The following is a 20,208-nucleotide window of genomic DNA, read 5'->3' on the forward strand; positions in this document are numbered from 1 at the left end:
GTTTTGTTAACAAATGGACAGCAAATATAACAGAATCTGCGAAACGGTTGTACTTTGTTTCAACTACCGGCAAAGGGGGTACCGAAGATACCGACTGCCAGTTCTGCCCATACCAGTGCCAGTGTTATAAACAGCACAGCACAGAGGATAATACGTTGCCGGATTGTCTTTACTTTTCTTAGTATCAGTTCCAGTAAAAGCCCCGTTCCAAACAGGAGGAAACCGGCCACCAGAAAATCAAAAAAGGACCATTTTACTTCGGCTGTGAACTGCATGGCCACCAGTGGTACCATCAGTAAGAGGGCGGCGGTAAATATAATACCGGCAAGCCGTTTGTTTTGCGTCATCATAGCGTATCGTTTGAGAGATAAGTGTATAGGTATCCTGTACGGAGCTGTTTTCCTGCTCCGGTATGTCATAAAAAAATGCGTCCAGCTTATTCCAGGCTATTGATATTACAGTTGCTCTTTTTATGCCAATAATTGCTTGCTGTAAAAGCACTTTGTACTTCAAAGTAATGATATGTTCCTGAAACTAAAAAATATATTTTTTCAGCAGGGCAGGGGAGACAAACCAAAGCCGGCACCACTATCTGTGATGCCGGCGCACGATGAATCTACCTGGCACATGACTTTACTGCTAAGCAGCAATATGTTATTTACCCTAATGTTGGATCGATCTGTGAGGCCTGATCTGCCGGCCAGTCCAGTGACGTATGTCTTTGTCGATGGGAGGGTAATTTCCCCCAGAGATATTTCACCGGACAGAAATGAGATAACGCCGTGATGTACATATATACCGTAAAAGGAACGACGTAAAATATCCACAGGGGATGAATGGCTGCCATTGCGACCGGCGCCAGTATACCACAGATAGCACGGATACCGCTTTCTTTGAAACTCAGGTTCAATGCGATATCGCGTTCAAACCAGGTGGTGTGTTTTACACCGCTATTCAGCTGTTTCATACAACAATATTGAAAGTGAACAATCGGGGGCTGGTAAGATGACCCACGCGCGTGATGTCACTGTTGTATTGATCAATGATCCAAAGCTAGGAACAGGAAGGCGCCGTACACAATGGCAATCGCTAAACGGGCAAATGGAGTCGTTAAAGGGAACGTTTCTTCGCCCTGACCATTTCCCGCTTCCGTTTGGGTCCGGGTACTTTCTTTTCCAGTACAAATCCTGCTGCCTTTATAGCCCTTTTTACGTCGCCTTTACTACAATAGGTGACCAGTATTCCTCCCGGATTTAATCGTTCAAACAGCTTTGTAAAAATAGCGGTCGTCCATAACTCCGGTTGTGCACTGGGGGCAAACGCATCATAGTAAATAAGGTCAAACGACTGGCTGAAAACAGCTTCCTGCAGGGAAACATGTGTTTTATGTAAAGTAAAACAGGGGTGTAACTGCACATCCTGGTCCCATGCACTTGTATGCAGCGATTGCAGAAAAGGTTCGAGATCCGGTTCTCCCAGTTGTTCCGGGTAATTCAGTGAGGCGGCTTCTTTTATTGTCAGCGGATACTGTTCTATTGTCTGATAGTAAATATTACGCTGCAAGGCGATCGCTTCACGTAAGGTCAGCAGGGCATTCAGACCGGTACCAAATCCCATTTCCAGGATGGATATAGCATGGAGATCTGCCGGCAGATGATGCAGGCCATTATTGATATAAACATGCACACTTTCCTGTATCGCTCCGAGCAGGCTGTGGAAAGTAACATGCATGTCCGGAATGGCGATGGTATGTGAACCATCAGCAGTGATCTGTATCAACCTTTCCATAGGGTAAAGGTCGTAAATTATGCGTACACTTCAGGGAGGATCCACTGTTAGCCGGATTGGTTACAGGGGGCTGTATTCCCGCAATAAAATCCATATCATACTATATCCTTACTTTGCTGGCCCGACATTTGTAAAGTTTTAACCATTCCTGAACGCTTAAAAATCCAAAGAGTGCTTATATTGTAGAGAGAATACGTGAAAATCATTGGCTACATGCCCCTCATGATACTTCGGATTATAGTAGCAGAGGTTATTGCTGCAGTCACTCCTTCAGATGGCCCTGAAAAAGATGTGTTACTTTATGCCCCGGAGTTTGAGAAAATCTGCAGATAAGGACCTTCCAGGATATAAAAAAAGAGGCTAAAACGCCATTATAAGGCGATTCAACATAAAACAATAAACATTTTACTTATGTCCACATACCAAGACAGAGCAGGAGATCTTCGAACATCTCTATCAACTTTGATTGAACATAGCGAAAATCTTCCCGGATTGAAGAAATTGTCTCAACAGGCGATGGAAGATTATCAGGTCCAGCTCATAAATGCGCAAAAGAGCAATTTGGTTACCACCGACGTATTCAATGAATTGCATCGCCTGAATGAAAAGGCGGAGAATGCTAAGTCAAGCATAAAGAATGCAGAGGATAAAATTGAAGATGCCAAGAAGAAGCTACAGGAGATCCTGTCACCTTTACCAGATGTTTCTGTGGCTGTGGAGCTGGCAGATAGATATACGGTCTGGCTGCATGCTGACAATCATGAAATCGGATACAAAAAAAATTGATAATCAGCCCGGTAACCAACCGGGCTTTTTTATGCCTGATAAATCCCGGCTACTTTCGTGCTTTTCAGGCTGCATAAAGATGCAGTGAATCTTATAAAGAACTTGTCCGATATAGATATTTTGTAAAAAATTATAATATATTATTTCTATTTTTACCCAGGACAATCCCTATACACCTTCCATGAATACCAACTTTAACGGTTCCGGTACATCTCAGCCGGACGTAAATGACCCTAAGTATCTGCCGGTTATCAAGTCTTTTGTGGCGCTGCTCGATGAGATCATTGCCCAGAAAAACGCCATCAACACGCATGCGATATCCTTATCGACATTGAAGAAATGGGCGGAAACCCGTATTGATATCAATATGATTAACCGGACGGAGGGGCCGCTGGATGAGTTGCGTAACTCAATTGCCATTGCTCTGCAGGAACTGGCGCTTACCGTCTTTAATAAACACAACAGTAAGAACGATCACGTGATCTATGCCCAGCTGGCCAGACAAATAGAAGGGCTCACCCCTGAGACCCTGCAATTGCTGGAAAACAACCAGGGAATGCTGGATGACGTTAAAGCCAGTAAACCACCCCTGCCTATTGCTGCGTACGTGGTCATTGCGGTTGTACTGGTGGGTATTTACCTGGCAGCTACAAAGAATACCAGACCGGAGGAAACGCCAAAGCCGGTTTCGAACGATATGCCGAAGTCATTTACCACCGTGGACGGTGCGTCCGTTAGTACAAGTGGCAGGCTCGCTCCGATAGAGGAGACGAGTGCAGAAGACCCTGTTGAGCGTACGCCGATGGTGAAGGTCATCAACAAAATGGATAAACTCGCCAAGATGGTAATGGTAGGGGTAGAAGGACACCCGGTATATACCCTTTTGATAGAACCGAAGACGCAACGAGTGGTTCGTGACATGAAGTTTGGCGTTTATACTTTCAGGGTGGCGACAGGAAGCAGGGAAGCACTGCTTAGCTTTGCAGGTGGTAAAGCACGCTGGGAAGGCACTAAATATGAAGATCAGCCTGCGGATACGGTTGTGGCACTGGAAACGAAGAAGGAATTCAGCAGAACAACCATATGGCTGGAAGAGCATCCGACGAAAGGCGTGGTGTATAATATACTGGAGGAAATGTCGCCGAAGCCTAAACAATAATGGTGCTCAGGAACATGATTTGTCCCAACGCCGGACATATCATTGTCCAATGCCGGACGCCTATGCGGCATGTGATATTTTAACTCATTGATTTATAGTATCTTCATAGTTGGCATATCTCTTGACTCCGTATGCCAACTATGAAGCATCTTCTTCTTTCCTGTTCCATAACAGCTTTTTGCCTGTTCAGTCTCACGACAAAGGCACAACGCCTGCCCCTTATTAAAGCCGGCAACGCTAATGCCATTATTACGGATGGTGCATATGTGCACCTGAACTGGCAGCTTGACCCCAACGCCAAACCGGACATTTACTATGTCAATGTGCCTTTCAGACAAAGTCAGGTCACGCTGAAAACCGATCAGGATAGTATACGCTTCAATACCAAACCCGGAAAGGTATACGACTTCATTACCCTGTTAAACGGAAAAGACAGTTGCTTTATAAAAATCGCATCTATACAGGATACGCTCACGCAGTTGAGTGGGAATAGCACCCATCCTGCGCCCGATACATTGCCATTTGAACTGAATGGTTCGCGGATCTATCTGAAAGGCATCCTGAACGATAGTAAAACCGTCAATATACAATTTGACCTGGGCGCAGGTACTACCTGCGTTAACAGGCAGGTAGCGGAAAAATTAGGTTTACAGTTTGATGGTAATACGGTAGTCACCAATACACAGGGTACCAATGAAACGCGGACAAGCTCCGGTAACACGCTTACGATCGGCACTATCAGCTGGAAAACAGTACGCCTGGTACAGGTAGGCAATATGCAGGAAGGAGAAGACCTGATCATCGGTAATTCCCTCTTCCGCGAGAAGATCATCGAGATAGACTATGATAAGAAAAGGATGATCATCCATCAAAAACTACCTGTCTACAGCAGTAGGTTTAAAAAGCAAGCGGTATGGTTTGAACAGAACAGGCCGAAGTTCCAGGCCGTCGTTGTAGTGGGAGGGAAGTCCTATCCTTTCTGGTTCCTTTTTGACACCGGCAGGGATGCGACTATGGCGTTGGGAAGTGATTTTAGCCGTCATGAACAGCTGTGGCAAAAACTGGATAGTTTAACTATGGTCAATGGGCGGAAGATTGTGCGGCTGAATGCGGAGATTGCGGGTGTTGTCTTTCCGGATATTGTGACCAACGCGCATCCTCCTGACAAGCCGGGCAGCAGAACGACTTTGTTCGGTAATCAGATCCTCAATCATTTTAACGTGATACTGGACAACCGGGAGGGGATGCTTTACCTGAAACCGAACGGCCGTAGTAAAGAACCTTATTCTAATTATCAGGATTTTCTGGAGAGTATAAGAGGCAGGTAAAAAGTAATGCCGGAGACATATTGCTCCGGCATCTTTTATTTACAGCAGACGTGGTACAAATCCACCCTGCGAACAGCCGGGTATCGGTATCATCTGATCGCCCGTCTGGTCAACATGCGGTAGTTCCGCGATACTCTGGTACCAGCGTTTGCGGAAAGCTTCTTCAACACTGAGTGGATCTACCAGTACGTGAAAACCGCCCCGTGTTTCGACAAACTGTACTTTGGCTGATTGTCCGACGCGTTCGTAGATCAGTGTTTTCAGATTAGCCGCAAACGCCTCATCCTTGATATCAAAATCAAAATCAACATAACAGCTTCTGCTCTTATTCTTCTGGATCTCACTCATTATCTCCTGGTGCGGATTCACATGTTTGTTCTGATTTTGTATGCACTTTGCCAGGGCTGTCAGTCCGCTGAACATGGCATCATACAAACTCCTCGGATTCGGTGTAATATAGATCGCCAGTGCTTCCTGTGGTATCGCCTGCCCTTTCTGTGTATAAGCGCCTATAGGGCATTCCAGTTGCAGTATCTTGGAATAAAGGTCTTCTTTTCTGCTGGTGAAGCGTTTCAGTTGCTGTTTGTCAGATTTAATGGCATCGGAATATTTACTCCTTGCCAGTAAAGAGACATAATAGGCTTCGCCTTCTTCCAGATCGGGTAACCAGTCTATGAACGAGCGTAAGATAGCCTCGTCCTGTATGATTTTATAGTAGTTCATTGGTAGGGATTTAGCATTCAACCGGACTGGTATTTAACTGCTGCTGAGGCATAGTATCAGCACAACGTTTCAGTCATAGGTATCAGGTAAATTTAACGCGGCAAAGTTAATTTATTTCATCGGGATGTTTTATATTTAGCGCATATTACCTAAATTATAACTGTACCTATTACCCATGAAAAAGATCTTTTTGTTAGCCGCTGCATGTCTTGCATGCGTTTATTCTGTACATGCCCAGCGTTTCATTCACGGCATAGGAACGGGCGTTTTTGTAGACGGATCTTCCAAAACTGAAACCAAAGTCTCCAGTACGCTGATGTATTCAATCCGCATGAGTTTTGCGGAAACAGAGAACACCGCCTTATCCTTAGGCATCCCATTGAGTGTGGGAATCAACGGCGTAGATGAATACTACTATGACAGCTATACGGGAGAGTATGGCTATAATAACCTGGGATTTATGGTGAATGTACCGCTCCTATTCAATTTTAACATTGGTGCGGGTTCTGCGAAGGGGTGCCAGAGCAGAATGGGCTTTTTTGTTGGAGCCGGATTTTCCTATCACGCCAGTTCCGTAGACAGAACAATTCCGGCAGGATATTACGACTATATCGATTATGATGATCTGCACACGACTGCAAGTACGGTGGGACCAGCTGCAAATATCGGATTACGTATCGGTGTAGGCGCTAAAAAACGTCACAATATTGAGATCAGTACCTTTTATATGAAGGGGGCAACATCGTATAAACCTAATATCGGCGCACTGAACTGCGTTTTCAACTTCTAAAATCAATGGGGTGTCAACCATACGGTAAACACCCCATTACAATTTGGTCAGCAGACAGTTGCTGGTGTACACTACTGCATTTTGTGACTGCGTATTTCGCTTTTGTTATTGTCTGATCCCTTTTGTTTGTTTCCAGCTAAAGATCTCTTTCACCGCTTTTTCATAACCCCCTGCTTCCCGGAAAGAATCACTGATCTTACGGCTACTTTCGACATAACTTTTATCCGTCATTACTTTCTCTGTTGCCGCTCTCAATTCTGCTGCTGTCAGGGTATGAACGTCCAGTGCAATGGTGGCGCCCAGTTCGGCTGCCCGCTCTGCCAGGAAAAACTGATCAGCGCCCATAGGAATGGACACAAACGGTACATTCGCATATAGCAGATCACCAATGCTGTTCATCCCGGCATGTGTAATAGCAGCTGCACTACGTTCCAGTATGGCGGACTGTGGTACATAATCCCGTACAATGAAATTGGCAGGTATTGTCATGGCAGACAGATCTACACCATAGGCCGTCATGACCACTGTGATATCCATATCTGCGAATGCTTTAAAAAAGAGTTCATATACGCCTGCGGCATAATTACCGAAAACAGTTCCCAGGGAGATGTATAACACCTTTTTACCCTCCAGTTTTTCAAACGGAAAATCCACCTGGTATTTTTTCTCATATACCGGTGCTCCTACGAAAATAAAGCTGTTATCATATTGGCTGTTGTCCCGTATAAAGTAGCGGGAGGTGTAAATGATATTCAGTTCGCCCTTATTGAAGAAGTGACTGAGCAGGTCTGTAGATATCCGTACTTTGTATTTGTCCTGGAAATACCTGCGTACTTTATCAAACTTTCTACGATAGAAAAGCAGGTACAATAAGCGGATTTTCCAACTGAAAGGGATCAGATCCGCGGGCGTCCAGGTTTTACCTTTCCGCATCTTTTCAAAATCCTTCATCGTCGCAAATACTGCGAAGGAGGAAACGGCCGGTATTTTCAAGGCCTGTGCGATCAAACTGGCATAGGGGTATGCGGCGGAATGTACGATATAATCAAACTGCATGTCTCTGATCTGTTCCATCAGATGATCTACGAAACGTTCGGGTTGTAATAAGGCATTGATAAAGCCTGGTTTACCGGCAGGCTTTATCTTTCCAGCTGCTGTTGCTGCCTGTCCCTGTGAGAATTTGAAGATATTGAGGTCCTCTTTATAACAGATGAAAGTGGCGCCGGTGGCCTCCACCGGTTTCCTGAATTCTTCCGAACTGAAAAAGGTCACTTCTTCTCCGTGTTTTACCAATGCGCCTGCAAGTCCCAGTGTCGGATTCATATGTCCGTGAGAAGGAATGCTCAGCAATAATACTTTAGCCATGTATTGTCTCTTTGTATATCAGATTAGCAGGGCAAAGTTATCGTCCGCCGGAGGGGTGGTATAGGATAAAACCGACATTTTTAGTCATTCCATTCTATGAAATTCTCGACACCGGCGCCTGCCTGTTGCCGGAACTGCTGAGGTGTGGTACCGGAAAATGTCCTGAATTCGCGGATGAAATGTGACTGATCGGCATAGTCGTATTTATAGGCAATCGCTGCCAGACTTTCCGCGTCCGGCCGACTTAATGCGTTAACAGTTTTCTGGAAGCGGATGATGCGGGAGATCAGTTTTGGAGAAAGACCGATCTGCTCCCGGAAGAGGCGTTCGAGCGAGCGTTCTGTCAGGTGTAACTGCTGTTGTAATAACTGAAGGGAAACGGTGGTATCTCCTTCCTGTAGCAGCTTTAATGCGTACTGTGTTTTTGAGGTATTTACGGCTTGATGTTGTTGCCATTGTGCTGTCAGGAAATTATTCAGCAGGACAATTCTTTCAGTCGTAGTTGCCGCATTGAGTAGCTGGTCACTCAGGTGATTCTTACAGAGACTATCCAGGTCCGTCACATTATTGGCCAGTTCATGACCGGCAATACCAAATAAGGAGCAGATGGCGGTTGGTTTGAAATGTACACTGATGATCTTTACGTTTCCCGTCAGTTTTTTTTCAAAGCAGAAAGTACTGGCGCCATGCAGGAAGATATGAGGTCTTTCAGTGCCAGGATGTTCAGGAAAAAAGGCAGCAGGATCTTCCAGGAAGATCATACCTGGGTAGGCGTCTACCATGGAGCGGAATGTCATGGATTGACCGGCCGGGATCTGCCCTTCCGTGACCCAGTATTGACCTATCTGTTCCCGGAGCACACTGTCTGGTAGTATTGACTGATATTGCATGGATAAGCGCTATATTGATAAATAAGGAGCCGGTGTCTGAAGTGTGTTCACCTATAGTTATCCATCGTAGATCTTCCGTTTTTTAATGAAGGATCAATGTAGGATGAGTATGATCAGACCCTGTTTTATAGCGTAGACGATCAATGCCCCTCCTTTATTTTAATCCGGAAAGCAATATTTATTGCAATATTATGCTGATAGACTGCTATGGGATTGGGAGAGAAGCGATAAAAGTGGCTATCATCCGGAATGTGACCATAAGAAATATATTTCCCTATATCAGGGAAATTGTTTACATTTCTATTAACAATATTACAGCATTCAACCAGGATCACACATTAGCGTTATTAAGTACACTATACCTTTTATTTTGTTATGTGAACAGTGATGTATTCCACTATGCTATTTGAACAATGAAGTGACTATTGAACAATGAATTTATGTCCTCTCTAAACATAAATAGAACAGTCTATGAACAGAATTTTATCAGCTGCTTTCCTGTCAGTGATCTGCACAGGAGTGATTTCACGCGTCCAGGCACAGGGTTGTGTCGCTTTACGCGGTAACGGACCGGCCACCTGTACCATTACCCATCCGGATGAGGATCGTTCTGACAAATGGATCTTCAGTATGGGCGCCCGGTATTTTAAGTCTTACAAACATTTTAAAGGTGCTGAGGAACAGAAAGAGAGAGTGCTGAACGGCACAGAAGTAATTAACCATCAGACAGCCATCGACCTCACGCTGACACGTCTGATCAACAGCCGCTGGAGCGTGATGCTGGATGTACCCCTGCTGGCAAATACCAGGTCTTCGTTATATGAACATGGTCTGGTAAACGGGGTAAATAACTATAACCAGCGTCACAGTATGCATTCCTATGGGATGGGAGACATGCGTATTGCGGTGTACCGCTGGTTGCTGGACCCGGAAAAGCATAAAAAGGGTAATATCCAGGCAGGACTGGGGATTAAATTTGCTACCGGTGATTATGATTACCAGGATTACTGGTATAATGTCGGTCCCAATGGTACGAAACAACTGCGTACTGTTGACCAGTCTATTCAGCTGGGAGACGGTGGTACCGGACTGACCGCAGAACTGAACCTCTATCAGTACTTTTCCAGGCATTTTGGGGTGTATGGTAATTTCTATTATCTGAGCAATCCAAGGGAACAGAACGGGGTGCGTACCTACAGGGAAACACTGACGCCCGCACTGGCCAATGAGGCTATCTGCAGCGTGCCTGACCAGTATATGGCGCGGGCAGGGGTAAATTATATGACAAAGGGTTTCAGCGCCGCTTTAGGCGCCAGACTGGAAGGTATTCCGGTCAATGACCTGATTGGTGGCAGCGGTGATTTCCGTCGTCCGGGATATGTAATTTCCCTGGAGCCCAACGTTTCCTATGCTTTTAAGAAGATGAACGTCTTTGCGGGTGTTCCCGTCGCTTTACGCAGGGACAGGACGCAGAGCAACACAGACAAAGCCAGAAGTACGCCTACCAATAAGGTGAACGGCGATGCCGCCTTTGCCGACTATGTGATAAATGTCGGGTTTTCAGTACGTTTCAGATAACATGTTCATACCATCTTGCGGGGACAGAGAAAAAAATATTTTGAAACGATCGTTTCAGAATGTAACTTTGTTCCCGTTATGGCCAGAGATAAAGATTTTATTCCTGAGGAAAAGATAGCAAAAGCACTGGACGTGTTTTGGGAGAAGGGCTACAATGCCACTTCCATGCAGGATCTGGTGGAAGCTATGCAGATCAACAGGAGCAGTCTTTATAACTCTTTCGGCGATAAACATAACCTTTTCCTGGAATGTCTGCGGACATATGGTTACCTGGCGGCAAAGGACTATGAGTCGGTCCTCACCCTGAAGGAGCTTTCTCCCCTGGAGACAATGGAAAAGATCATCGATGTCTACGTAGCGGGTATCGTTTATGACTGCAAATGCTGTATGGGGATGAAATCCTCCTTTGAGCTGGCAGGAGATGATGATGAGGTACGTAGCGTGATCAAAACAGCCAGTGACAGAACGATCGGTATTTTTACCGACCTCCTGAGAAGGGCAAAAGAACAGGGAGAGTTGTCAGATGACAAAGAACCTGCTGTCCTGGCACATATTATATTCAATGGCTTTTGTGGCTGGAAACAATCATATCTCCAGTTTAAAGATGCCAATCTTGTAAAGAAGATGGCAGGATATACCAAGTTACATTTGAAAAGTCCATTTTAAAATTTCGCTTTTTTTTTGCGCAAATTTTGAAACGATCGTTTCAGAACGTACCTTTAACAATGTTAGAAAATCTGTTAGTGTCAGAAATGATGGTAACAAGATAAAAAAGAAATCAACCGCAGCAGAAGGCACGTAAGCTTTCTTATCTGCCCGAAAGGACCGTGAACAGGTACTTTTTTATGATTGTCGTATCCAGGTGGTATATACCATCTTACTGTTCGTACGACAAAACTTTCACTGATTCGTATTATCCACACGATCCGCCGACGATCGTCGTGTGAACGCTCGCTTTACCTTCAACAACAACAACGCACTGTAATCAATGCAGCCCTCGCATTGACCAGGGTATTACATGTATTTACTGTTCATGTCTGCTTGCATAGTCAGCTATGCAACCGGGGAAACTTTTTGTCAATTACACTCAACAAACATAAACATGAAAAAAGATGTATTAATTCGGAGCATGCTTGTCCTGACAGTCCTCGTAGGCCTGTACAGCTGTAAGTCTTCCTCTGCGCACAACGAAGCCCCTGCTGCTACTCCGGCGGAAGTGGTAACGATCGGCGCAGCTGATGCGAACACAGAGAACGATTATACCGCATCACTTGAAGGTAAGGTAAATGTAGAGATCCGTTCACAGGTAGATGGTTACCTGGAAAAAGTATATGTAGATGAAGGCGCTTATGTGAAAGCAGGTCAACCTTTATTTAAAATAGACGAACATCGCTACCGCGAACAGCTCAACAATGCCAAAGCAGCTTTACATGCAGCAGAAGCATCTGTGCTGAACGCTCAGCTGGAAATAGACAAGGTAACACCGCTGGTGAATAACAAAGTGGTGTCTGATATGCAGCTGCGTACTGCTAAAACGGCTCATGAAGTAGCTACCGCCAATGTAGAACAGGCGAAAGCAATGGTAGCTTCTGCAGCTATCAACCTGGGCTACACGAATATCACTGCTCCTGTGAGTGGTTATATCGGCCGTATTCCAAAGAAAGCCGGTGCACTGATCTCCCTGAGCGATCCTGAGCCGCTGACTAAACTGTCTGACGTACACGAGATCTATGCTTACTTCTCTCTGAGTGAAGGCGATTTCTTCAACTTCAAAGACAACTACGCAGGTTCTACCCTGGAAGAGAAACTGAAAAACCTGCCCCCAGCAGTACTGGTACTGGCAGACAATCATATCTATGAGGAAAAAGGTAAGGTAGATATGATCGACGGACAGTTTGAGAAGAACACAGGCGCTATCACGCTGCGTGCCGTATTCCCTAACGCAAAAGGTACGATCCGTACAGGTAATACCGGTAAAGTAAGATTACTGCGCGAGTATAAAGGAGCTATCCTTGTACCGCAGGCGGCTACTGTCGAAGTACAGGACAGAATTTTCGTATACACTTTAGATAAGGACAATAAAACTGTTCGTAAGGCCATCACCGTTATCGGTAGCACTGGCAATCAGTACCTGGTAAGTGATGGCGTAAAATCAGGCGACAAGGTTGTTGTATCTGGTGTTGACCGTCTGAAAGAAGGTATGGAAATCAAACCGGAGAAGGCTAAGCCTGCACCACAGAGCTGATCGTTACATGCAGTCCTTCCTCCTAAAATAAAAAATTATGTTGCAGAAATTCATACAAAGACCCGTTTTAGCAACGGTGATCTCAATCATAATGGTGATACTGGGTATCCTGGGGTTGTGGAAACTTCCGCTCCAGAAATTCCCTGATATCGCTCCTCCCGCTGTACAGGTAACCGCTCTGTATCCGGGCGCCAACGCGGAAACTATCCTGCGTTCAGTGGCTCCTTCACTCGAAGAGGCCATCAACGGGGTGGAGAACATGATTTACATGAACTCCACTGCCAGTAACGATGGTTCACTGGTGATCTCCGTATATTTTAAACTGGGTACTGACCCCGATCAGGCAGCCGTAAACGTACAGAACAGGGTAGCGCAGGCGACTGCTCAGCTACCCGCTGAAGTGGTACAGGCAGGTGTAACCACCGCCAAACAGCAGAATAGCTTGTTGATGGTGGTAGATATGTACTCAGAAGATCCGAAAGTATACGATCAGACCTTCCTCGCCAACTATGCACAGATCAACATCATTCCTGATATCAAAAGGATTCCTGGTGTAGGTCAGGCGCTGATCTTCGGTGGTAACAAAGATTACTCCATGAGGGTGTGGCTGAATCCTAAACAGATGGCCGCTTATAATCTTGCACCAAAAGAAGTGATGGCTGCTATTCAGGACAAAAGTCTGGAAGCTGCTCCCGGTAAATTCGGTGAAAGCAGTGCAGAGTCTTTCGAATATGTGATCAAGTATAAAGGTAAACTCACCAAACCGGAAGATTACGAAAACATCGTGATCAAATCCAATGGTGATGGTTCCTTCCTGCGTCTGAAAGACGTTGCCAGAGTAGAATTTGGCGCTTATACATACGGTAACTATACCCGTGTTAACGGAAAGCCGGGCGTAAACATTGCGTCTTTCCAGCTGGCAGGATCTAACTCCAACGAGATCCAGATCGCTATCATGAAATTCATGGAGAAGGCATCCAAAGACTTCCCTAAGGGAGTGAAATACCTGATCCTTTATAATACAAAAGATACGCTTGACCTATCTATAGAGCAGGTAAAACACACGCTGATCGAGGCGTTCATTCTGGTGTTCATTGTGGTATTTATATTCCTTCAGGACTTCAGATCCACACTGATCCCTGCTATCGCTGTACCCGTGGCGATCGTAGGTACCTTCTTCTTCATATCACTGCTGGGCTTCTCTATCAACCTGCTGACATTGTTCGCATTGGTACTGGCTATCGGTATCGTGGTGGATGACGCCATCGTCGTCGTGGAAGCGGTGCACTCGAAGATGGAAAAGAAACACCTCCCTCCGAAAGCAGCGACTATCTCTGCCATGAGTGAGATCAGCGGTGCGATCGTTTCCATCACACTCGTTATGTCGGCTGTGTTCCTGCCTGTAGGTTTCATGGAAGGTTCTACCGGTGTGTTCTATCGTCAGTTCGCCTTCACACTGGCTATCGCCATCGTGATCTCTGCGGTGAACGCATTGACACTGAGTCCTGCACTGGCTGCCCTCTTCCTGAAAGAAACACATCATGGCGGGCATGACAGCACGCATAAAGCGACTTTTAAAGAGAAATTCTTTGCCGGATTTAACAGGGGTTTTGATCGCATGACGAGCAAGTATGTGAACAGCCTGCGTTTCCTGATCCGTCATAAATGGGTAAGTATTGTCGGCCTGATCATCGTCATTGTTTCAACAATTTACCTGGTAAGGAAAACCCCAACTGGATTTATTCCATCCGAAGACCAGGGCTTTATCGCGATCTCCATGTCAATGCCTGCAGGTGCATCCCTTGACAGAACTACGACCATGATCAAGGACGTAGAGAAAACACTGGGTGATCTGCCATCTAAAAGTGCACTGATGGGACTGTCTGGTTTTAACATCCTGACACAGTCTTCCAGCCCTTCTGCGGGTGTGGCCTTTATCCTGCTGAAACCAGCAAAGGAAAGAGGTGAGGTAAAAGACATCAACGCTATCATGGACCAGGTAAGAGGTAAACTGGCCACTATTAAGGATGGTAGTTTCTTCGTATTCACCTTCCCAACAGTACCGGGTTTCAGTAACGTAGATGCCCTGGATGTCGTGTTGCAGGATAAGACAAGTGGTAAACTGGATAAATTCAGTGGTATCGCGATGGGCTTTATCGGTGAACTGATGAAACGTCCTGAAATAGCGTTCGCATTCACTTCTTTCCGTGCCGACTATCCACAGTATGAAATGGAAGTAGAAGCGGAAAAAGCAGAACAGCTGAATGTAAACGTTAAAGATCTGTTGCAGACAATGGGCGCTTACTTTGGTAGTAGCCAGGCGGGTGATTTCAACCGTTTTGGTAAATACTACAGGGTGATGATGCAGGCAGAAAAAGATGAACGTGCAGCACCTGTTTCCATGGAAGGTATTTTCGTGAAAAACAGACTGGGTGAAATGGTGCCTGTGAAATCACTGGTAACCCTGAAACGTGTATTTGGTCCTGAAACCACTTCCCGTTACAACCTGTTCAACTCTATCGGTCTGAACGTGATGGCGAAACCAGGTTACAGCTCTGGTGATGCGATCAGAGCAGTACAGGAAGTAGGAGAGCAATACCTGCCTACCGGTTATTCTTATGAGTTCTCCGGTATGACCAGAGAGGAAATTTCTTCCAGCGGACAATCCGTGATCATCTTCTCACTCTGTCTGCTGTTCGTATACTTCCTGCTGGCAGCACAATACGAAAGCTACATTCTGCCACTGGCGGTGATCCTTTCAATCCCTACAGGTATCCTGGGTGTGTTCCTGTCTATCCGTTTCACAGATATCTCTAACAATATCTATGTACAGGTAGCATTGGTGATGCTGATAGGGTTGCTGGCTAAGAACGCCATCCTGATCGTGGAATATGCTTCGCAGAGAAGAAAGGCCGGTAAGAACCTGGTATTTGCTGCGATCGAGGCCGCGAGACTGAGGTTACGTCCGATCCTGATGACATCCCTGGCCTTTGTCGTGGGACTGATCCCGATGATGAGTGATAATGGTCCTTCTGCGATCGGTAACCACTCTATCAGTATCGGTGCTGCGGGTGGTATGGTGAGCGGAGTAATACTTGGATTGTTCGTGATCCCTGTACTCTTCGTGATGTTCCAGTACCTGCAGGAAAAGGTAAGTGGTACGCCCACTTCCGTGGAAAACAATGAAAAGGCGAAAGTCGCTAAACCGGAATTAGTATGAAAGCACAGATAAATAAATATTTCCTTATAGGTTTGTTGAGTGCCGGTCTACTGGAGGCATGTAAAGTGTCGAAGGATACGCCGGCGCCTCAACCCGAGTTACCTGTTGCATTCAGAAACAGTGCAACAGCTGATTCCACCACCATCGCAGATCTTCCATGGGAGAACTTCTTTACAGATGCGACCCTGAAAGCGCTGATCGATAATGCTATCAAAAAGAACTATGATATGCAGGCGGCCATCCTGAGTGTGGAGGCAGCCAAACTGCAGATGAAACAGGCAAAACTGCTGAATCTCCCCTCTGCAAAACTGAATGTTGTTGCCAGCACCAGCCGTCCTTCCGATAACAGCCTGAATGGTATCAGTCTGAGTCAGTTCCTGGGTACACAACACCTGGAAGACTACAGCGCGAATATCCAGTTTGCCTGGGAAGCAGATATCTGGGGTAAGATCAAAAATCAGAAGAAAGAAGCGCTGGCTGCTTTCCTGCAGACAGAAGAATCCCGTAAGCTGTTACAGACAGATATCGTGGCTACCGTATCAAAGGCATTCTATAACCTGCTGATGCTGGATGAACAGCTTGCAGTAGCACAGAATAACCTGAAACTGAACGATAGCACCCTGCGTATTATTCGTTTACAGTATGACGCCGGACAGGTAACGCTGGTGGCCGTACAACAGGCAGAAGCGCAACAGCTGACAGCCGCTCAGCTGATCCCGCAGATCGAACAGGACATGACCGTACAGGAAAATGCCCTCCGTATCCTGTCAGGAGAACTGCCTGCGGCGATAGAAAGACATACCAAACTGAATGAGTATCCATTGACAGATAAACTGTCAGCCGGTATCCCTTCTGATCTGCTGAGCCGTCGTCCGGATGTAAAGCGTAGCGAACTGGCCCTGAACATTGCAAATGCAAGAGTAGGCGTTGCGAAGGCAAATATGTATCCATCCCTGGTGATCACCGCTAGTGGTGGTCTCAATGCCGTGAAGTTCAGCGACTGGTTTCAGGTACCTACTTCTCTCTTCGGACTGGCAACTGGTGCTATCGCACAACCGCTGTTTGACCGTAAAAATCTGAAGACGCAATTTGAAGTGGCTAAGATCGAGCGGGAACAATCCGTACTCCGTTTCCGTCAGAACGTACTGGAAGCGACAGGAGAGGTGGCAGATGCACTGGTGAAAATAGAAAAGCTCAAATCGCAATATGACATCGCTTCTACTAAGGTGAAGACACTTCAGCAGGCTGTAAACAATGCCGGCCAGCTGTTTGAAAGTGGCCGTGCCAGTTACCTGGAAGTGATCATCGCGCAAAGTAATGTACTGCAGAGTGAACTGGAAGTCAGCAATCTCAGAAGAGATCAGCTGTACGCTGTAGTAGATCTTTACCGTTCCCTCGGGGGCGGTTGGCGATAGATGTACAATTAATTGTATATTGGAAAAAACGTCACATTCTTTGTGACGTTTTTTTTTATTTTATGATGAATCCAGTCAGACAAGCGATGAATGCCGATAATATCCTTTTTAATGCCCTGAAACACCATCGGGGATTTATACGGCGGCAACTAACCGACGTGACCGAACAGACACTACCCGAACGGTTAAAGGTATTGGGCAATTCCCAGATGGATATTTATTATGGTCTGCTGGACCTGCCGGACATCTTCCGGGAAGTTACTGATCAGCTGATTGCTGCAGGACTTTCTGATGAAGCAGGATATCTGCAACATTTAAAGGACCATGGTGGTTATATAGAGATCACTTTGTCCGATAGCTCCCGCTGGATATTATTGCATGGCATTGAGCCGGGCCGTTATGTTCACCTGCATCCGGCACGGTATTCCCCGCATAGCATCCGGGTAAAAGCGACAGTATTAAAGACGGCCCTGGCCTGTATGGTAATATTGGAAGGTAGGCAACCTGATCTGGCGGTATTGAATCATATCCGTCAGTCGGTACTTGAGTTGTCACCTGTCAAAGACCTGGAGCAATGCGAGCATTTGTGGAAAGTGATGAAGATGCTGGAGGCTGGGTAATTGAAAGAGATGGACTATATGTAATAGATGTATAAGCGGAAAGACTACTGCCTGAAATAAAGGTTGCTGAGAGATCTCCAAAAGAAAAGTTCCCTGTCTATTTAAAAGTAATAATCACCAAAACATATGGAGTTTACTAATATTCACTATGACCCTGAAATGATCCGCAGCATAAAGAGGTCTAAAAGAGAAATGCGCCTGCTTGGCATGACCAGTATCGTCCTGGCTGTACTCTCAGGGTATTTTTCTGCAGGATATCCCTGGTTGGGACTTGTGCTCTTTTGTTGTACACCTTTGTCATTATACCTTATAGCGAGACACAAAAACGTTCTAACACCAGAAATGAACCCGTCAGAAGGGTTATCCGGTGTATTTTTTATTCCATTAATAGTAGGAGCTGGTCTGATGGCTGCGTGTAATTTTATAGAAATCCTCCATTATGTGGATGTATTGACGCCGGCAGCTTTGATCTTTGCAGCACTTACCTGGCTAATGTGGAGGTGTATACGTCGTTTTATAGTAAATAAGAAGCTGTTTTATACGGTGTCTGCTGTTATGTTGCTGGCATTTGCAGGGAATGGGATTTTCCTGACCATATTGCTGAATAAATTGCTTAGCAAACGATGCCCCCGTATATTATGAGGCTGTCGTCCTTGAGAAAAAGTCTTCAACCGGCGGTGCTGCCGATAGTTATACGCTTGAGCTTGGACCGTGGGAGCATTCCCGGCAGAACGAAAATGTTGTCGTGAGAAAATCGGTTTATCTGATGCTGCCGGAAAAAGGCCGGGCGGGCCTTCACTACCAGAAGGGTGCACTGGGCATCCCCTGGTTTGAAGTGGTAGACAGAAGATAACACAAAACGTTTCATCAGGTGGATTTCCCAGCATATATTTACAGGAATTAAGACAATCTCCTGTACTGTATGAAAGTGTTTGCATTATCCCGCGGTTTTAAGATCCTGATGTATATTCTGCTGGCTATTATGTTATTTACATTTGTAGCGGTAGCTCTAGGCCCGTTTTATGATCCTAAGGTAGCTATTCCCCTGATTTATCTGTGGCCGGTTTGTGCTATTCCGATAGCACTGGTCATCTGCGCTTTTCTACAGGTGGAAGAGAAAGTGGTGCTGGATAAGTATAGTATCCGTAAAGAGTCCCGCCTGATCAACAGAGAGATACTATTAAGCAATGTAAAGGGGTATAAGTCAGATGGCAACGGGATCTGGATCATACCCAATACGGGTAAACGTATTTATATGTCTAAATACATGCAGGGCGTAAGTGAATTGGAGCATTGGTTATCTGGCCGGTACCCGGATATTAATCACATGGAAGAAATAGCGATATACAGCGAAGTAACAGATCATTATGATGAACAGGAGCATGCCGGAAGACGAAAACGTGCGAAGATTGAACTCCGTGTACTCGGTGTCATCAGTTGTTTACTCGCTATAATGACATGGCGTTATAACGCCTCATTCCCATGGTTCGGATTACTGCTTTTTTTCTGCATACCAGTTTCTTTATATCTTACACTGCGTCATAAAGGTTTTATTCAGCTGATAGACAATTCCGCCGGTGGTTTGCCCGGAAGCACATTTATTTCATTTATTACAGCAGGTGGATTATTAGGCGGGTGGTATTTTATAGAGATCACTGATTATAGTGAGGTATGGACAACCTTTGCTATAATAGTAGCTGCCCTCGCATTAATGATGTGGGAATGTACCCGCGATTTTAACAGACGAACAAAACGCTTTTATGTGTCTGTGACATTGTTAATGGTGTTATTTATAGCGAATGGATTTTTCCTGACGATCGTGCTGAACAGATGTCTGGATACTTCGGCGATAGTATACTATGAAATAGGCATCAAAAAGAAGATACTTACTATAGATCATTACTTTGTTGAGTCTTATCACCTTGATCTGGAACCATGGGAGCACGCGCCTGAAGGGATTTACGTAAACGTGAAAGCGCCGCTGTATGATAAGCTTAATGTAAATGAAAAGGTAGGTGTTTATTACCATAAGGGTGGATTGGGTATCCCGTGGTATGAAATAGGGGAGAAAAAAAAGGAAGAGTAGCTGTCCCCTGATTTACGCTGAATCCATCAGTTTTTAGAATATTGTCATGAACGAAGATTTACAACAACAATTAAAGAAAGCAAACAGAACAGCTGTGCTGCTGCTCGTATCTGCAATTATCATTTGTATATTGGCACTGCAACTTGAAAATCATTTGCATTGGTGGGCTTTATTACCTTATTGTATCGTTTTTTTTCCAGTCTTTTTGTTAAAGA

At 45.4% G+C, this 20,208-nt stretch carries 18 protein-coding genes; 12 read left to right on the forward strand and 6 right to left on the reverse strand.

The features are described from left to right. Window positions 1-59 precede the first annotated feature (59 nt). From BMZ72_RS31990 to mnmD, 3 genes are all read right to left on the reverse strand, one after another. Window positions 60-350, reverse strand: coding sequence for a hypothetical protein (locus BMZ72_RS31990; protein WP_177222992.1), 291 nt, complete (start codon window positions 348-350; stop codon window positions 60-62). Between the two features lie 308 nt (window positions 351-658). Beyond that, entirely contained in the window at window positions 659-967 is a 309-nt protein-coding gene (locus BMZ72_RS31995; protein ID WP_089814820.1) for a hypothetical protein, read from the reverse strand. A gap of 143 nt (window positions 968-1,110) precedes the next feature. Continuing rightward, complete coding sequence (gene mnmD / locus BMZ72_RS32000) at window positions 1,111-1,788, reverse strand: tRNA (5-methylaminomethyl-2-thiouridine)(34)-methyltransferase MnmC2 (protein WP_218155309.1); 678 nt, start codon at window positions 1,786-1,788, stop codon at window positions 1,111-1,113. 411 nt (window positions 1,789-2,199) lie between these two features. On the opposite strand from mnmD, the gene BMZ72_RS32005 reads away from it, so the two are divergent. From BMZ72_RS32005 to BMZ72_RS32015, 3 genes are all read left to right on the forward strand, one after another. Next, window positions 2,200-2,574 (forward strand): hypothetical protein, encoded by a 375-nt coding sequence (locus tag BMZ72_RS32005; protein ID WP_143087840.1) that lies wholly within the window; start codon window positions 2,200-2,202, stop codon window positions 2,572-2,574. A gap of 181 nt (window positions 2,575-2,755) precedes the next feature. Continuing rightward, a complete protein-coding gene (locus BMZ72_RS32010; RefSeq protein WP_089814824.1) occupies window positions 2,756-3,733 on the forward strand; it encodes a hypothetical protein in 978 nt (325 codons plus the stop codon). Window positions 3,734-3,873: 140 nt separating this feature from the next. Continuing rightward, on the forward strand, window positions 3,874-5,061 hold the full coding sequence (locus BMZ72_RS32015) for a retropepsin-like aspartic protease (protein ID WP_089814826.1): 1,188 nt from the start codon (window positions 3,874-3,876) through the stop codon (window positions 5,059-5,061). A gap of 39 nt (window positions 5,062-5,100) precedes the next feature. Here BMZ72_RS32015 and BMZ72_RS32020 read toward each other — a convergent pair whose 3' ends face one another. After that, window positions 5,101-5,784: a hypothetical protein gene (locus BMZ72_RS32020; protein WP_089814828.1), complete on the reverse strand. Its 684-nt coding sequence runs from the start codon at window positions 5,782-5,784 to the stop codon at window positions 5,101-5,103. Between the two features lie 175 nt (window positions 5,785-5,959). Between BMZ72_RS32020 and BMZ72_RS32025 the strand changes: the two genes are divergently transcribed. After that, window positions 5,960-6,574 carry a hypothetical protein gene (locus tag BMZ72_RS32025; protein ID WP_089814830.1) on the forward strand — a complete coding sequence of 205 codons (615 nt, stop codon included), beginning with the start codon at window positions 5,960-5,962 and terminating at the stop codon, window positions 6,572-6,574. Between the two features lie 105 nt (window positions 6,575-6,679). Here the strand turns inward: BMZ72_RS32025 and BMZ72_RS32030 are convergent, their stop codons facing one another. Both BMZ72_RS32030 and BMZ72_RS32035 read right to left on the reverse strand, forming a co-directional pair. Continuing rightward, on the reverse strand, window positions 6,680-7,939 hold the full coding sequence (locus BMZ72_RS32030) for a macrolide family glycosyltransferase (protein WP_089814831.1): 1,260 nt from the start codon (window positions 7,937-7,939) through the stop codon (window positions 6,680-6,682). Between the two features lie 80 nt (window positions 7,940-8,019). Next, complete coding sequence (locus tag BMZ72_RS32035) at window positions 8,020-8,829, reverse strand: AraC family transcriptional regulator (RefSeq protein WP_089814833.1); 810 nt, start codon at window positions 8,827-8,829, stop codon at window positions 8,020-8,022. 471 nt (window positions 8,830-9,300) lie between these two features. Between BMZ72_RS32035 and BMZ72_RS32045 the strand changes: the two genes are divergently transcribed. From BMZ72_RS32045 to BMZ72_RS32080, 8 genes are all read left to right on the forward strand, one after another. Then, window positions 9,301-10,407 (forward strand): hypothetical protein, encoded by a 1,107-nt coding sequence (locus BMZ72_RS32045; protein ID WP_089814836.1) that lies wholly within the window; start codon window positions 9,301-9,303, stop codon window positions 10,405-10,407. Window positions 10,408-10,485: 78 nt separating this feature from the next. After that, window positions 10,486-11,073 (forward strand): TetR/AcrR family transcriptional regulator, encoded by a 588-nt coding sequence (locus tag BMZ72_RS32050; protein WP_089814838.1) that lies wholly within the window; start codon window positions 10,486-10,488, stop codon window positions 11,071-11,073. A gap of 463 nt (window positions 11,074-11,536) precedes the next feature. Beyond that, window positions 11,537-12,652 (forward strand): efflux RND transporter periplasmic adaptor subunit, encoded by a 1,116-nt coding sequence (locus tag BMZ72_RS32055; RefSeq protein WP_255373348.1) that lies wholly within the window; start codon window positions 11,537-11,539, stop codon window positions 12,650-12,652. A 37-nt stretch (window positions 12,653-12,689) separates the two neighbouring features. Further along, window positions 12,690-15,872 (forward strand): efflux RND transporter permease subunit, encoded by a 3,183-nt coding sequence (locus tag BMZ72_RS32060; RefSeq protein WP_089814841.1) that lies wholly within the window; start codon window positions 12,690-12,692, stop codon window positions 15,870-15,872. Continuing rightward, on the forward strand, window positions 15,869-17,287 hold the full coding sequence (locus BMZ72_RS32065; protein WP_089814843.1) for a TolC family protein: 1,419 nt from the start codon (window positions 15,869-15,871) through the stop codon (window positions 17,285-17,287). The genes BMZ72_RS32060 and BMZ72_RS32065 overlap by 4 nt, the downstream gene beginning before the upstream one ends. A gap of 62 nt (window positions 17,288-17,349) precedes the next feature. Further along, on the forward strand, window positions 17,350-17,907 hold the full coding sequence (locus BMZ72_RS32070; RefSeq protein ID WP_089814845.1) for a hypothetical protein: 558 nt from the start codon (window positions 17,350-17,352) through the stop codon (window positions 17,905-17,907). A gap of 126 nt (window positions 17,908-18,033) precedes the next feature. Next, entirely contained in the window at window positions 18,034-18,549 is a 516-nt protein-coding gene (locus tag BMZ72_RS32075; protein WP_089814847.1) for a hypothetical protein, read from the forward strand. Between the two features lie 280 nt (window positions 18,550-18,829). Further along, a complete protein-coding gene (locus tag BMZ72_RS32080) occupies window positions 18,830-19,993 on the forward strand; it encodes a hypothetical protein (RefSeq protein ID WP_089814849.1) in 1,164 nt (387 codons plus the stop codon). Window positions 19,994-20,208: the final 215 nt, after the last annotated feature.

Source organism: Chitinophaga sp. YR627, assembly GCF_900114995.1.
Taxonomy (GTDB): Bacteria; Bacteroidota; Bacteroidia; order Chitinophagales; family Chitinophagaceae; genus Chitinophaga.

What these genes read in the sequence shown, in the direction of transcription:
- BMZ72_RS31990 (WP_177222992.1), bottom strand. Translation starts at nt 350, where the DNA reads ATGATGACGCAAAACAAACGGCTTGCCGGTATTATATTTACCGCCGCC.
- BMZ72_RS31995 (WP_089814820.1), bottom strand. Translation starts at nt 967, where the DNA reads ATGAAACAGCTGAATAGCGGTGTAAAACACACCACCTGGTTTGAACGC.
- mnmD (WP_218155309.1), bottom strand. Translation starts at nt 1,788, where the DNA reads ATGGAAAGGTTGATACAGATCACTGCTGATGGTTCACATACCATCGCC.
- BMZ72_RS32005 (WP_143087840.1), top strand. Translation starts at nt 2,200, where the DNA reads ATGTCCACATACCAAGACAGAGCAGGAGATCTTCGAACATCTCTATCA.
- BMZ72_RS32010 (WP_089814824.1), top strand. Translation starts at nt 2,756, where the DNA reads ATGAATACCAACTTTAACGGTTCCGGTACATCTCAGCCGGACGTAAAT.
- BMZ72_RS32015 (WP_089814826.1), top strand. Translation starts at nt 3,874, where the DNA reads ATGAAGCATCTTCTTCTTTCCTGTTCCATAACAGCTTTTTGCCTGTTC.
- BMZ72_RS32020 (WP_089814828.1), bottom strand. Translation starts at nt 5,784, where the DNA reads ATGAACTACTATAAAATCATACAGGACGAGGCTATCTTACGCTCGTTC.
- BMZ72_RS32025 (WP_089814830.1), top strand. Translation starts at nt 5,960, where the DNA reads ATGAAAAAGATCTTTTTGTTAGCCGCTGCATGTCTTGCATGCGTTTAT.
- BMZ72_RS32030 (WP_089814831.1), bottom strand. Translation starts at nt 7,939, where the DNA reads ATGGCTAAAGTATTATTGCTGAGCATTCCTTCTCACGGACATATGAAT.
- BMZ72_RS32035 (WP_089814833.1), bottom strand. Translation starts at nt 8,829, where the DNA reads ATGCAATATCAGTCAATACTACCAGACAGTGTGCTCCGGGAACAGATA.
- BMZ72_RS32045 (WP_089814836.1), top strand. Translation starts at nt 9,301, where the DNA reads ATGAACAGAATTTTATCAGCTGCTTTCCTGTCAGTGATCTGCACAGGA.
- BMZ72_RS32050 (WP_089814838.1), top strand. Translation starts at nt 10,486, where the DNA reads ATGGCCAGAGATAAAGATTTTATTCCTGAGGAAAAGATAGCAAAAGCA.
- BMZ72_RS32055 (WP_255373348.1), top strand. Translation starts at nt 11,537, where the DNA reads ATGCTTGTCCTGACAGTCCTCGTAGGCCTGTACAGCTGTAAGTCTTCC.
- BMZ72_RS32060 (WP_089814841.1), top strand. Translation starts at nt 12,690, where the DNA reads ATGTTGCAGAAATTCATACAAAGACCCGTTTTAGCAACGGTGATCTCA.
- BMZ72_RS32065 (WP_089814843.1), top strand. Translation starts at nt 15,869, where the DNA reads ATGAAAGCACAGATAAATAAATATTTCCTTATAGGTTTGTTGAGTGCC.
- BMZ72_RS32070 (WP_089814845.1), top strand. Translation starts at nt 17,350, where the DNA reads ATGATGAATCCAGTCAGACAAGCGATGAATGCCGATAATATCCTTTTT.
- BMZ72_RS32075 (WP_089814847.1), top strand. Translation starts at nt 18,034, where the DNA reads ATGGAGTTTACTAATATTCACTATGACCCTGAAATGATCCGCAGCATA.
- BMZ72_RS32080 (WP_089814849.1), top strand. Translation starts at nt 18,830, where the DNA reads ATGAAAGTGTTTGCATTATCCCGCGGTTTTAAGATCCTGATGTATATT.